This is a genomic window from Pseudomonas sp. SGAir0191 (assembly GCF_002812565.2).
Taxonomy (GTDB): domain Bacteria; phylum Pseudomonadota; class Gammaproteobacteria; order Pseudomonadales; family Pseudomonadaceae; genus Aquipseudomonas; species Aquipseudomonas parafulva_B.
Genome location: NZ_CP025035.2, coordinates 3,801,220 through 3,814,244, shown reverse-complemented (window position 1 = coordinate 3,814,244; position 13,025 = coordinate 3,801,220). Strand labels below are relative to the sequence as shown.

At 62.9% G+C, this 13,025-nt stretch carries 11 protein-coding genes; 8 read left to right on the top strand and 3 right to left on the bottom strand.

Going from position 1 to position 13,025, the window contains the following annotated elements; translation table 11 throughout:
* The first annotated feature begins 168 nt into the window (after positions 1 to 168).
* Complete coding sequence (locus CWR53_RS17095) at positions 169 to 1,815, top strand: Na+/H+ antiporter (protein ID WP_100852104.1); 1,647 nt, start codon at positions 169 to 171, stop codon at positions 1,813 to 1,815.
* A 26-nt stretch (positions 1,816 to 1,841) separates the two neighbouring features.
* Here the strand turns inward: CWR53_RS17095 and dapC are convergent, their stop codons facing one another.
* The 3 genes from dapC to map are packed head-to-tail and all read right to left on the bottom strand — an operon-like array spanning position 1,842 to position 6,586.
* Positions 1,842 to 3,038 carry a succinyldiaminopimelate transaminase gene (gene dapC, locus CWR53_RS17090; protein WP_100852103.1) on the bottom strand — a complete coding sequence of 399 codons (1,197 nt, stop codon included), beginning with the start codon at positions 3,036 to 3,038 and terminating at the stop codon, positions 1,842 to 1,844.
* A 27-nt stretch (positions 3,039 to 3,065) separates the two neighbouring features.
* Positions 3,066 to 5,765, bottom strand: a complete 2,700-nt coding sequence (locus CWR53_RS17085; RefSeq protein ID WP_058603723.1) for a [protein-PII] uridylyltransferase — start codon at positions 5,763 to 5,765, stop codon at positions 3,066 to 3,068.
* Between the two features lie 38 nt (positions 5,766 to 5,803).
* Entirely contained in the window at positions 5,804 to 6,586 is a 783-nt protein-coding gene (gene map / locus CWR53_RS17080; protein WP_028686887.1) for a type I methionyl aminopeptidase, read from the bottom strand.
* A 348-nt stretch (positions 6,587 to 6,934) separates the two neighbouring features.
* On the opposite strand from map, the gene rpsB reads away from it, so the two are divergent.
* The 7 genes from rpsB (at position 6,935) to ispC (ending at position 12,969) form a co-directional block, all read left to right on the top strand.
* A complete protein-coding gene (gene rpsB / locus CWR53_RS17075; protein ID WP_003252287.1) occupies positions 6,935 to 7,672 on the top strand; it encodes a 30S ribosomal protein S2 in 738 nt (245 codons plus the stop codon).
* Between the two features lie 182 nt (positions 7,673 to 7,854).
* The gene (gene tsf / locus CWR53_RS17070) at positions 7,855 to 8,718 is read left to right on the top strand and encodes a translation elongation factor Ts (RefSeq protein ID WP_058603722.1); all 864 of its coding nucleotides are present in this window, start codon (positions 7,855 to 7,857) and stop codon (positions 8,716 to 8,718) included.
* 180 nt (positions 8,719 to 8,898) lie between these two features.
* Positions 8,899 to 9,642, top strand: coding sequence for a UMP kinase (gene pyrH / locus CWR53_RS17065; RefSeq protein ID WP_023534028.1), 744 nt, complete (start codon positions 8,899 to 8,901; stop codon positions 9,640 to 9,642).
* Entirely contained in the window at positions 9,639 to 10,196 is a 558-nt protein-coding gene (gene frr / locus CWR53_RS17060; protein ID WP_023534036.1) for a ribosome recycling factor, read from the top strand. Before pyrH ends, frr begins: the two co-directional genes overlap by 4 nt.
* Before the next feature lie 15 nt (positions 10,197 to 10,211).
* On the top strand, positions 10,212 to 10,967 hold the full coding sequence (gene uppS, locus CWR53_RS17055) for a polyprenyl diphosphate synthase (RefSeq protein ID WP_027913873.1): 756 nt from the start codon (positions 10,212 to 10,214) through the stop codon (positions 10,965 to 10,967).
* Entirely contained in the window at positions 10,967 to 11,782 is an 816-nt protein-coding gene (locus tag CWR53_RS17050) for a phosphatidate cytidylyltransferase (protein WP_058603721.1), read from the top strand. The genes uppS and CWR53_RS17050 overlap by 1 nt, the downstream gene beginning before the upstream one ends.
* Positions 11,779 to 12,969: a 1-deoxy-D-xylulose-5-phosphate reductoisomerase gene (gene ispC, locus CWR53_RS17045; RefSeq protein WP_058603720.1), complete on the top strand. Its 1,191-nt coding sequence runs from the start codon at positions 11,779 to 11,781 to the stop codon at positions 12,967 to 12,969. Before CWR53_RS17050 ends, ispC begins: the two co-directional genes overlap by 4 nt.
* The last annotated feature ends 56 nt before the right edge of the window (positions 12,970 to 13,025 follow it).

Genomic DNA, 13,025 nt, shown 5'->3' with positions numbered 1-13,025 from the left:
ACCCCGGCTGAACCCTTGGGTGTCAGGTGTATCTTCATGTTACACATTAGTTCGCCACCTGCGACCTTGGTGCAGCGGCCAGGCAAGCTTGTCACCCGTTACCATGCTGATCCAGGTTTACGTTTTGTCCTCGTGCACGGGGCCGTCTGAAGAAGGAAGACCCACTGGATGCAGTCCGCCTATACCGTCCTTATCCTGCTGATGCTGGTCAGCGTGTCGAAATTGGTCGGCCGCCTCATTCCCCTGCCTCTGCCACTGGTACAGATCGCAGCTGGCGCTTTGCTGGCCTGGCCGACACTCGGGCTGCATGTCGCCCTGAACCCCGAGCTGTTTTTGTTCCTGTTTTTGCCGCCGCTGTTGTTCGCCGATGGCTGGCGCATTCCCAAGCGCGAATTGTGGCGCATTCGAGGCCCGGTGGTGGCCCTGGCGGTGGGGTTGGTGCTGTTCACCGTGGTCGGTGCGGGCTATTTCATCCACTGGCTGCTGCCGAGCATCCCGTTGCCGGTGGCGTTCGCGTTGGCAGCCGTACTGTCGCCGACCGACGCGGTGGCCGTTTCGGCCATTACCCAGGACCGCCTGCCTACGCCGTTGATGCACATGCTCCAGGGTGAGGCGTTGATGAACGATGCTTCGGGCCTGGTCACATTCAAGTTCGCCCTGGCTGCCGCCATTACCGGTGTGTTTTCACTGACCGACGCCAGCTTCAGCTTCGCACTGGTAGCGCTCGGCGGCCTGGCCGTGGGGGTGGCGCTGAGTTGGCTGGTCGGCCGCCTGCGTGCCTGGATGATCGGCCGCGGCTGGGACGACCCGGCTACCCATGTGGTGTTCATGCTGCTGCTGCCGTTCGCGGCCTATGTGCTGGCCGAGCGCCTCGGGGTATCGGGCATCCTCTCGGCAGTGGCCGCTGGCATGATGCAGAGTTGGCTCGACCTGCTGCCACGCCAGACCAGCACCCGCCTGCTCAATCGCAGCGTGTGGTCGCTGCTGGAGTTCGCGTTCAACGGCTTGATTTTCCTGCTGCTGGGCTTGCAACTGCCCGACATCGTCAAGGCGGTGGTCAGTCATGAAACCACGCTGTGGCCGACCCTGGCCTGGCGCTGCCTGGACGTGGTCGCCATCTTCGCGACGCTGATCTTGCTGCGGTTCATCTGGGTGCAGAGCATCTGGCGCCTGGTGGGGGTTTTGCGCCGCTGGCGGGGCAAGCCTGCGCTGGTGATGTTGCCCACCGCGCGCTCGTGCTGGCTGCTCACGCTGGGCGGTGTGCGAGGGGCTGTCACCCTGGCAGGTGTGATGTCGATCCCGTTGCTGATTGGGGCGGGCAAGGCGTTTCCAGAACGCGATCTGCTGATCTTCATTGCCGCCGGTGTCATCCTGCTGTCGTTGATCAGTGCCTGTGTCGCATTGCCGCTTTTGCTGCGCGGCGTGACCAAAAGCCCTGACGAACGCATGCAGCAAGAGGTACATGAGGCCTGGCGACGCACCGCTGAGGCTGCGATTCACGCCTTGGAGGCCGAGGAGGTGGTCGATGCCAACGCCCCGCAGGATGCCGCCCAGGCCACACTGGCCACGGAGTTGAAAGCTCGGCTGATGGCCGAGTATCGCGATCAGCTGGACCGGCACAACGACAGTGAAGAGGCCAGGGCCCTGGCCGAGCAGATGGACCTGCTCGAGCGCCGTCTGCGCTTGCGTGCGCTGCGGGCCCAGCGCCTGGAGCTGTACAACCTGCACCGCCAGCACCTGCTCGGTGACGAGGTGGTGCGGCATGTGCTGGGCGAGTTGGACATGAGCGAGGCTAACCTGGGCCAGGTCAAGTGAGCTGGCCCCGTCTCGCGTAAAAGGCTTCAGCGCGCGTGCATGAACGCGCGAATTCGCTCGGCTGCCTCGATGCATTCGGACAGTGGGGCGACCAGTGCCATGCGCACGCGTCCGGCGCCGGGATTTACCTCATCCACTTCACGGGACAGGTACGAGCCTGGTACCACGGTCACGTGCTCGGCCTCGAACAGATCGCGCGTGAAGTCGACATCGCTACCCGGTACCTTGGCCCACAGGTAGAAACTGCCGTCCGGGCGTTGCACGTCCAGTACCGGTTCAAGGATGGCCAGCACGGCGTCGTACTTGGCGCGGTACTGGTCGCGGTTGGCGCGCACATGCGCCTCGTCCTCCCAGGCGGCGATGCTGGCCAACTGTGTCTGCACCGGCATGGCGCAGCCATGGTAGGTGCGGTACAGCAGGAACGGCTTGATGATGTCGGCATCGCCGGCGACGAAGCCCGAGCGCAGACCCGGCAGGTTCGAACGCTTGGACAGGCTGTGGAACACCACGCAGCGCTTGAAATCGCGACGTCCCAGCTCCGCGCAGGCCGTCAGCAGCCCCGGGGGCGGTGCATCTTCATCGAAATACAACTCGCTGTAGCATTCGTCGGCGGCGATCACGAAGTCGTGTGCATCGGCCAGCGCGATCAGCTTTTTCAAGGTGTCCATCGGCACCAGGGCGCCGGTGGGGTTGCCGGGTGAGCACAGGAACAGGATCTGGCAACGGGCCCAGACGTGGTCGGGCACCGCGTCGAAGTCGGGGTTGAAACCGTTGCTTTCCAGGCAGGGCAGGTAATGCGGGGTGGCGCCGGCCAGCAGCGCAGCCCCTTCATAGATCTGGTAGAACGGGTTGGGGCTCAACACCAGGCCATCGGCATCACGGTCGACCACCGCCTGGGTAAAGGCGAACAGCGCTTCGCGGGTGCCGTTCACGGGCAGGATATGACGTTCGGCATCCAGCCAGCCAGCCGGCACGCCAAAGCGTCGCTCGCACCACTGCCCGATGGCCTGGCGCAAGGCAGGCAGGCCCAGGGTGCTGGGGTATACCGCCAGCTTGTCGAGGTTGTCTGCCATCGCCTGGGCCACGAAGGGGGGCGAGGCGTGCTTGGGCTCGCCGATCGACAGGGCAATGGCGCGCTTGTCAGCAGCGGGTGTAACGCTACCCAACAGGGCACGAAGCTTTTCGAAAGGGTAGGGCTGAAGCTGGCTCAAGGCAGGATTCATTGGCGCAAGGTCTCGTCAATCATGTCGTCAAAAGGTCACGCGGGCAGGGCTGGCACTGGCCTGCCCTGCTTGCAGTTGTTGCACGATGGCTTCCTGCAGGCGGCTGCACAGTTGCGGGTCGGACAGTGGCTGGTTGTCGGCATCGGTGATGAAGAACACGTCCTCCACCCGCTCGCCCAAGGTGGCAATCTTGGCGTTCTGCAACGACAGGTCGAACTCCAGAAAGATGCGCCCCAGCCGCGCCAGCAGGCCCGGCCGGTCGGGAGCGGTGATTTCGAGAATGGTCACCGGGCGCTGGGCGTCGTTGAGGATGGTCACCTGCGGCGGGAAGTCGAAGTGCTTGAGTTGGCGCGGCACCCGACGCTGGATGATCGTGGGGTAGTCCTCGGGGTTGCGCAGGGCCTCGGTCAGGCCGTCGCGAATCTGCCTGACCCGCTGCGGGTTGTCGCCGATCGCACCGCCGTCGTTATCCAGCACGATGTAGGTGTCCAGGGTGAACTGGCTACTGGAGGTGATGATGCGGGCGTCGTGGATGTTCAGGTTCAACTGCGACATGGCCGCCACCGTCACGGCGAAGAAATCGTGCTGGTCAGGGGCATAGATGAAGATCTGGGTCCCGCCTTCGAATTCGCGCTGGGTGGTTTCCTTGATCAACACCAGCGGGCCGCCGTCAGCCGGCTGTTGCAGGATGGCGTCGGTGTGCCAGGCCACGTCGGAGGCGGTGTGCTTGAGGAAGTAATCATCCCCCAGCTGAGACCACAACTGCTCCACGTCATCCGGGTCAGTGCCTTCGCGCACCAGCGTGTCCAGTGCCGAGGACTGGGTCTGGCGAATCTGCTCCTCACGATCTAGCGGGTTTTCAAGCCCACGGCGCAGAGCACGCTTGGTCTCGGTGTACAACTGGCGCAAGAGGCTGGCTCGCCATGAATTCCACAAGGTGGGGTTGGTAGCGTTGATATCCGCCACTGTCAGCACATAGAGGTAGTCCAGCCGCGTTTCGTCCCCTACGTGCAGGGCGAAGTCGTTGATCACCTGCGGGTCGGACAAATCCTTGCGCTGGGCGGTGGTGGACATGACCAGGTGGTTCTGCACCAGCCAGGCGATCAACCGGCTGTCCCAGGCAGGGAGCTGGTGGCGCTCGCAGAACTTGAGGGCATCGACCGCGCCGAGCTCGGAATGATCGCCCTGACGGCCCTTGCCAATGTCGTGGTAGAGGCCGGCCAGGTAGATCAGCTCAGGCTTGGGCAAGCGGCCCATGAGCTTGCTGGCCAGCGGGAATTTCTCCGACACCGGCGTGTACTGCAACTTGCGCAGGTGCTTGATCAGGTTGAGGGTGTGGGCATCGACGGTATAGATGTGGAACAGGTCATGCTGCATTTGCCCGACAATCAGCCCGAACTCCGGCAGGTAGCGCCCGAGGATGCCGTACCGGTTCATGCGCCGCAGGTTGCGATGAATACCGATTTCACACTTGAACAGTTCGATGAACAAACTGGTGTTGCGAATATCGTTGCGGAAGGTCTCGTCGATCAGATGCCGGTGCTCGCGCAGCAGGCGTACCGTATCGGCACGCACACCCTTGATTTCCGGGTGCTGGGCCATCAGCACGAACATTTCCAGCATGGCGAACGGCGTGCGCTTGAACACGTTCGGGCGCACGGCCTCGATGTAGCCGTCATGCAGGCGGAAGCGCGCATTGAGCGGTTGGGTGGTGCCGCTGTCGTCGTCGGCGAGAATGACCTCCTCGAAATGCTGGATGATCAGGTCGCACAACTGGCTGATGCTCATCACCACCCGGTAGTACTGCTGCATGAACTGCTCAATGGCACGCTTGGGGTTTTCGTCGCTGTAGCCCAGCAGGGCGGCGATGCTGCGCTGGTGGTCGAACAGCAGGCGGTCCTCGGCACGGCCGGCGAGCATGTGCAGGGCGTAACGCACCCGCCACAGGAAGTCCTGGGAGGAGGCCAGGAGCGCGTTCTCGCTTTCCAGCAGGAAGCCTTCGCCGGCCAGGGCATGCAGGTTCAGGGTGCCGTACTGGCGGCGCGCCACCCACAGCACGGTCTGGATGTCCCGCAGCCCGCCAGGCGAACCCTTGACGTTGGGCTCGAGGTTGTACTCGGTGTCGTTGTACTTGTGGTGACGCGCCTGCAGCTCGGCGCGCTTGGCCAGGAAGAACTCGCGGCTCGGCCACATGTGCGCCGTGCTGGTGACCTCGAGCATGCGCTGGCGCAGGGCTTCCGGGCCGGCGATGGTGCGGCTCTCCATCATGTTGGTGATGATGGTGAGGTCGGCGCGGGCCTGTTCGGCACACTCGTCGACGGTGCGCACGCTCTGGCCGACCTCCAGGCCGATGTCCCACAGCAGGGTCAGAAAGCGCTCGATGGCGTCGCGATACCGCTCATGCTCGGCATCACCCAGCAGGATGAGCAGGTCGATGTCCGAGTGCGGGTGAAGCTCACCACGCCCGTAGCCGCCGACCGCCACCAGGGAAATGCCGCCCTGCTCGCCCCAGTCGAACTGGTTCCAGGCCTGCTGCAGGACGTTGTCCACCAGCCAGGCCCGGGCCTGGATCAGTGGGCGGATGGCGTGGCCTGCGCGAAAGCGTCTGTCCAGCACCTCGCCCGCCTGGCGAATGGCCTTCTTGAAGGCGGGTATGGGGCTGGCCTTGAGTGCCAGTTCCGCCTGGAACTGACCACGGTCGAACAGTTCGGGGTCGAGCTGGGGCATGGGGTCAGGTTCCTGTCATCGAAGGCTGCTAGGGTGGCTCAGGCCGAAGTGCGGGCGATGGTGTCGTCCTTGCGCAGGGTGAAGATCTCGTACCCGGTCGCCGTGACCACCAGGGTATGCTCCCACTGCGCCGAGAGCTTGCGGTCCTTGGTGATCGCGGTCCAGCCATCGCCCAGCACCTTGGTGTCGGCCTTGCCCTGGTTGATCATCGGCTCGATGGTGAAGGTCATGCCTTCCTTGAGTTCCATGCCAGTGCCGGCGCGGCCGTAATGCAGGATCTGCGGCTCTTCGTGGAACACCTTGCCGATGCCATGACCGCAGAACTCGCGCACCACCGAGAAGCCGTTCTTCTCGGCGTGCTTCTGGATGACTTCGCCGATGTCGCCCAGGCGGCAGCCCGGCTTGACCAGCTCGATGGCCTTGTACAGGCATTCCTGGGTGACCTGGGACAGGCGCTCGGCCCATACCGGCACGGTGCCGACGTGGAACATGCGGCTGGTGTCGCCGTGGTAGCCGTCCTTGATCACCGTGATGTCGATGTTCAGGGTATCGCCATTTTTCAGGGGCTTGTCATTGGGGATACCGTGACAGACCACGTGGTTGATGGACGTGCAGATCGACTTTGGGTAGCCCTTGTAGTTGAGCGGCGCCGGGATGGCCTGCTGGACGTTGACGATGTAGTCGTGGCACAGGCGATCGAGCTCTTCGGTGGTGACACCGGGCTTGACATGCTCCTCGATCATTTCCAGCACGTCGGCCGCCAGGCGGCCAGCGATGCGCATCTTCTCGATGTCTTCTGCAGTCTTGATGGTGACGGTCATTACAGGCTCTCTACTCGGCGCCGCAGGCGGCGCGTTCAAATCGGGAAAGGCGTCATTCTATCAGAGGTGCGGGCTCGTAGCGGCACGCAGCCCTTGCAAAGGCATACCTCCAACCGCCTTGGCCGTGCGCTGGCGACCATGCCCTGCCGTCCGGCGGTTGGGGGGTGAGTTTCGTGTTTTGTTTACGCGCAGCCTGTGGTATAACATGCGCCGCTTTCGGAGCCAGCTCCGTCTGCATCCAAACCCACACACGTGTCGACACGATGGCCTGGGTGCCCCGAACTTCAGGGTTCGCGGGTTGGTCATTGGGATACGTGGAGGCCCAACCCGACTTATCAAGGAACTATCATGTCCCAAGTCAACATGCGCGATATGCTGAAGGCCGGTGTGCACTTCGGCCACCAGACCCGTTACTGGAACCCGAAAATGGGCAAGTACATTTTCGGTGCGCGCAACAAGATCCACATCGTCAACCTGGAAAAAACCCTGCCGATGTTCAACGACGCTCTGTCGTTCGTAGAGCGCCTGGCCCAGGGCAAGAACAAGATCCTGTTCGTCGGCACCAAGCGTTCCGCCGGCAAGATCGTCGCCGAGCAAGCTGCTCGCTGCGGTTCGCCGTACGTTGACCACCGTTGGTTGGGCGGCATGCTGACCAACTACAAGACCATCCGTGCTTCGATCAAGCGTCTGCGCGACCTGGAAACTCAGGCCGAAGATGGCACCTTTGCCAAGCTGACCAAGAAAGAAGCCCTGATGCGCTCCCGCGATCTGGAAAAACTGGACCGCAGCCTGGGCGGCATCAAGGACATGGGTGGTCTGCCTGACGCTCTGTTCGTCATCGACGTTGATCACGAGCGCATCGCGATCACCGAAGCCAACAAACTGGGTATCCCGGTCATTGGTGTTGTCGATACCAACAGCAGCCCGGAAGGTGTTGACTACATCATCCCAGGTAACGATGACGCCATTCGCGCTATCGAGCTGTACATGACTTCCATGGCTGACGCTGTCATCCGTGGCCGCAACAATGTTGCTGGCGGCACCGAAGTCTACGCTGAAGAAGCGGCTGCACCTGCTGCCGAGTAATAGACGCTAGCGTCGACTTGGCACGCGAAAAGGGGGCTATGCCCCCTTTTTGCCACCTTGAAATCCTGCTGTCGACAGCCATCCCTTCCATGGGCATGCAGGCACAGACAGCGGATTAGCAGAATTGAACGCCCGTCACAAACGGGTGGAATGGTTGAAAAACTTTCCAAGAGGATTTTGAAATGGCAGCAATTACTGCAGCGCTGGTCAAAGAACTGCGCGAGCGTACCGGCGAAGGCATGATGGATTGCAAGAAAGCCCTGGAAAAGGCTGGCGGCGACATCGAAAAAGCCATTGACGACATGCGTGCCTCGGGCGCCATCAAGGCCGCCAAGAAGGCTGGCAACGTGGCTGCCGAAGGCGCGATCGCCGTCAAGACCGACGGCAAGGCCGCCGTACTGCTGGAAGTGAACTCGCAGACCGACTTCCTGGCCCTGCAAGACGACTTCAAGAACTTCGTCGCCGAAAGCCTGGAAGAAGCCTTCGCCCAGAAGCTGACCGACGCCGCTCCGCTGATCGCCTCGCGTGAAGCTGCCCGTGAAGCCCTGGTCGCCAAGTGCGGCGAAAACGTCAACATCCGTCGCCTGGTGCGCGTGGAAGGCGACGTAGTCGGCGCCTACCTGCACGGCAACAAGATCGGTGCTGTCGTTGTCCTGAAAGGCGGTGACGTCGAGCTGGCCAAGAACATCGCCATGCACGTTGCAGCGTCCAACCCCGAGTTCCTGGACTCGTCGGAAATCTCCGCCGAAGCCATCGAGCGCGAGAAGGGTGTCTTCCTGCAGCTGAACGCCGACAAGATCGCCGGCAAGCCGGAAAACATCGTTGAAAACATGATCAACGGCCGCATCACCAAGTTCAAGGCTGAAGCCTCGCTCAAAGAGCAGGCGTTCGTCATGAACCCGGAAGTCAAGGTCGGCGAACTGGCCAAGAAAGCCGGTGCTGAAATCGTTTCCTTCACCTACTTCAAGGTTGGCGAAGGCATCGAGAAGCCAGTCGACGACTTCGCTGCTGAAGTTGCCGCACAGGTTGCTGCTGCCAAGCAGTAAGACAGCCCCGTCTGTCGCCCCAAAGAGGCTGCCCGCTCACGCGCGCAGCCTCTTTGTCAAAGCGGCGAGGCGTTTACACAACGCTGCCGCCGCTGGCGCCGAAACGGTGCCACGCTACAGTTAGCAGGCTGCGAACAGCCCGCACGAATTTTCTACAGTACGCCGCAGGAGAGACTCGCAATGGCTCAGCAGGTGAGTGGTCGCCAACCTCGCTATAAACGCATTTTGCTCAAACTTAGCGGCGAGGCCCTGATGGGCTCCGAAGACTTCGGGATCGACCCGAAGGTGCTCGATCGCATGGCCCTGGAAGTCGGGCAGCTGGTCGGTATCGGTGTGCAGGTCGGCCTGGTCATCGGTGGTGGCAACCTGTTCCGAGGGGCCGCACTGAGCGCCGCCGGCATGGATCGCGTCACCGGCGACCACATGGGGATGCTGGCCACCGTGATGAACGCACTGGCCATGCGCGATGCGCTGGAGCGCTCGAATATCCCGGCACTGGTCATGTCGGCCATCTCCATGGTGGGCGTCACCGATCACTATGACCGTCGCAAAGCGATTCGCCACCTCAACTCCGGGGATGTGGTAATTTTCTCCGCCGGTACCGGCAACCCGTTCTTTACCACCGACTCGGCAGCCTGCCTGCGGGCCATCGAAATCGATGCCGACGTGGTGCTCAAGGCGACCAAGGTCGATGGTGTGTACACTGCCGATCCATTCAAGGACCCGCATGCCGAGAAGTTCGATCGCCTGACCTATGACGAGGTCCTGGATCGTAAGCTCGGCGTGATGGACTTGACCGCAATCTGCCTGTGCCGTGACCACGGCATGCCATTGCGGGTATTCAACATGAACAAGCCAGGCGCCCTGCTGAACATCGTGGTGGGCGGCGCTGAAGGCACTCTGATCGAGGAAGGCCAAGCATGATCAACGACATCAAGAAAGACGCGCAGGAGCGCATGACCAAGTCCATCGAGGCCCTGGGCCGCAACCTGGCGGCCATCCGCACTGGTCGCGCGCACCCAAGCATTCTGGACAGCGTCAAGGTCACTGCCTGGGGTAGCGAGATGCCGCTGAACCAGGTCGCTGCGATCAGCGTCGAGGACGCGCGCACCCTGAAGATCGTCGCTCACGACAAAAACCTGAGCGCTGCCATCGAGAAGGCCATCCTGACCTCCGACCTCGGGCTCAACCCATCGAGCGCCGGCACCACCATCCGTGTGCCGATGCCTGCCCTGACCGAAGAAACCCGCAAGGGCTACACCAAGCAGGCCAGCGGCGTTGCCGAGGACGCCAAGGTCGCCGTGCGCAACGTGCGTCGTGATGCCCTGGCGGACTTGAAGAAGCTGACCAAGGACAAGTCCATCAGCGAAGACGAAGAACGCCGCGCCGCCGATGACATCCAGAAGCTGACGGACAAGTTCGTCGCCGAGGTGGATGCAGCCTTCAAAGCCAAGGAAAAGGACCTGATGGCCGTCTAAGGCCAGGTTTTTTTAATGGAAAAGACCAAGCCAGCGGTGCCTCCCTCGGTGCCGCGTCACGTCGCGATCATCATGGACGGCAACAACCGCTGGGCGAAACGGCGCTTGTTGCCTGGCGTTGCCGGTCACAAGGCGGGTGTCGATGCCGTGCGTGCAGTCATCGAAGTCTGCGCCGAGGCCGGCGTCGAAGTGCTGACCCTCTTTGCCTTCTCCAGTGAGAACTGGCAGCGCCCTGCCGATGAGGTCGGTGCGTTGATGGAGTTGTTTTTCTCGGCGCTGCGCCGCGAGGCGCGTCGCTTGAACGACAACAACATCAGCCTGCGCATCATCGGCGACCGCTCCCGTTTTCACCCGGAACTGCAGGCTGCCATGCGCGAAGCCGAGGCGCTGACTGCAGGCAATAGCCGCTTCATCCTGCAGATCGCCGCCAACTACGGTGGGCAGTGGGACATCGCCCAGGCCGCGCAGCGGCTGGCGCGTGAAGTCCAGGCTGGCCATTTGCGCCCCGATGACATCACCCCGGGGTTGTTGCAGACGTGCCTTGCGACCGGCGAGCAGCCCTTGCCGGACTTGTGCATCCGTACCGGTGGCGAGCATCGCATCAGCAATTTCCTGTTGTGGCAACTGGCCTACGCCGAGCTGTATTTCTCCGACCTTTACTGGCCGGACTTCAAACACGAAGCCATGCGCAGTGCATTGGCTGATTTCGCTTCGCGCCAGCGCCGCTTTGGTAAGACCAGCGAGCAGGTCGAGGCTGGAGCGCGTGCTTAATGCTTAAACAACGCATCATTACCGCGCTGATCCTGTTGCCGATAGCGCTGGGCGGGTTCTTCCTGCTCGAGGGGGGCAACTTCGCCCTGTTCATCGGCCTGGTGGTTACGCTCGGCGCCTGGGAGTGGGCGCGTTTGGCGGGGTTGATGGCTCAGCCCTTGCGTGTCGCCTATGCCCTGGTCGTCGCTGGGGCATTGATGCTGCTGTACATCCTCCCGGAACTGGCCCCCTGGGTGCTTGGGGCGGCCGTCATCTGGTGGGGGCTGGCCACCTGGCTGGTGCTGACCTACCCGCGCACCAGCGAACTGTGGGCCAGTGCCGCCTGCCGGCTGTTGATAGGCCTGCTGGTGTTGCTGCCGGCTTGGCAAGGCCTGGTGCTGCTCAAGCACTGGCCGCTGGGTAACTGGCTGATCCTGTCGGTCATGGCTTTGGTCTGGGCGGCCGACATCGGTGCGTACTTTTCCGGCAGGGCCTTCGGCAAGCGCAAGCTGGCGCCGCAGGTCAGCCCTGGGAAGAGCTGGGAAGGCGTCTACGGCGGGTTGGCGGTCAGCCTGGTGATCACCCTGGTGGTGGGTATCAGTCGTGACTGGAGCTTCGGTCAGCTACTGCTCGGCCTGGCAGGCGCTGCACTGGTGGTGATGGCCTCGGTGATCGGAGACCTGACCGAAAGCATGTTCAAGCGCCGCTCGGGCATCAAGGACAGCAGCAACCTGCTACCCGGCCACGGTGGCGTGCTCGACCGCATCGACAGCCTGACGGCGGCCATTCCATTGTTCGCCGTGCTGTTGTGGGCGGCCGAATGGGGTGTGATGTGAGTCAGGTGCAACGCATTACCGTACTTGGGGCGACCGGCTCCATCGGCCTGAGCACCCTGGACGTGATCGCTCGCCATCCTGAGCGCTATCAGGCCTTCGCCTTGACCGGCTACACGCGCATCGAGGAGCTGTTGGCCCTGTGCGTGCGGCATCGCCCGGCCTATGCCGTGGTGCCGAGCGCTGAGGCGGCGGGACGCCTGCGTGCGGGCCTGACGGCGGCAGGGTGCGCTACCGAAGTGCTCGAAGGCGAGGCCGGGTTGTGCCAGGTAGCCTGTGCCAGTGAAGTGGATGCGGTCATGGCCGCCATCGTCGGCGCGGCAGGCTTGCGGCCAACCCTGGCGGCCGTGCAGGCCGGCAAGAAAGTGCTGCTGGCCAACAAGGAAGCGCTGGTCATGTCCGGCGCCCTGTTCATGGACGCCGTGCGCCAGTCGGGCGCGGTGTTGCTGCCCATCGATAGCGAGCACAACGCCATCTTCCAGTGCATGCCCAGCGACTACGCGCGCGGGTTGAGCGCTGTGGGGGTGCGCCGCATTCTGCTGACGGCGTCGGGTGGGCCGTTCCGTCAGACATCGACCGAGGCCTTGTTGGACGTCACGCCCGAACAAGCGTGTGCTCACCCGAACTGGTCGATGGGGCGCAAGATTTCCGTCGACTCGGCGAGCATGATGAACAAGGGCCTGGAGCTGATCGAGGCCTGCTGGCTGTTCGATGCGCCGCCAAGCCTGGTCGAGGTGGTGGTGCACCCGCAAAGCGTGATCCACTCGCTGGTCGATTACGTCGACGGTTCGGTGCTGGCGCAGTTGGGTAACCCGGACATGCGTACCCCCATCGCCAATGCGCTGGCCTGGCCGGAGCGAATCGATTCAGGGGTGGCCCCGCTGGACCTGTTCAGCATTGCTCGCCTGGATTTCGAGGCGCCCGATGAACAGCGTTTCCCCTGCCTGCGCCTGGCGCGACAGGCGGCGCAGGTGGGCAACAGCGCCCCTGCCGTGCTCAATGCGGCCAACGAAGTGGCGGTGCAGACGTTCCTCCAGGGCCGTATCCGCTTCCCGGAGATCGCGAGTATGATCGAACAGGTACTGGACCAGGAGCCCGTGGTGCCGCTGACTTCACTGGAGGCAGTGTTTGCCGCCGACCAGCGAGCGCGCGAGCTGGCCTGGGCCTGGCTGCACCGCAACGGTCGCTGAGGCGGGCTGGCCCGGTTATCGACAACAGCACCCCCACTGACCCATTGCTCATCATT

Bases quoted from the DNA above. Each gene is read 5' to 3' on its own strand.
- dapC (WP_100852103.1), bottom strand. From the start codon at position 3,038: ATGAATCCTGCCTTGAGCCAGCTTCAGCCCTACCCTTTCGAAAAGCTT.
- CWR53_RS17095 (WP_100852104.1), top strand. From the start codon at position 169: ATGCAGTCCGCCTATACCGTCCTTATCCTGCTGATGCTGGTCAGCGTG.
- uppS (WP_027913873.1), top strand. From the start codon at position 10,212: ATGGAAAAGACCAAGCCAGCGGTGCCTCCCTCGGTGCCGCGTCACGTC.
- rpsB (WP_003252287.1), top strand. From the start codon at position 6,935: ATGTCCCAAGTCAACATGCGCGATATGCTGAAGGCCGGTGTGCACTTC.
- pyrH (WP_023534028.1), top strand. From the start codon at position 8,899: ATGGCTCAGCAGGTGAGTGGTCGCCAACCTCGCTATAAACGCATTTTG.
- CWR53_RS17050 (WP_058603721.1), top strand. From the start codon at position 10,967: ATGCTTAAACAACGCATCATTACCGCGCTGATCCTGTTGCCGATAGCG.
- tsf (WP_058603722.1), top strand. From the start codon at position 7,855: ATGGCAGCAATTACTGCAGCGCTGGTCAAAGAACTGCGCGAGCGTACC.
- CWR53_RS17085 (WP_058603723.1), bottom strand. From the start codon at position 5,765: ATGCCCCAGCTCGACCCCGAACTGTTCGACCGTGGTCAGTTCCAGGCG.
- map (WP_028686887.1), bottom strand. From the start codon at position 6,586: ATGACCGTCACCATCAAGACTGCAGAAGACATCGAGAAGATGCGCATC.
- frr (WP_023534036.1), top strand. From the start codon at position 9,639: ATGATCAACGACATCAAGAAAGACGCGCAGGAGCGCATGACCAAGTCC.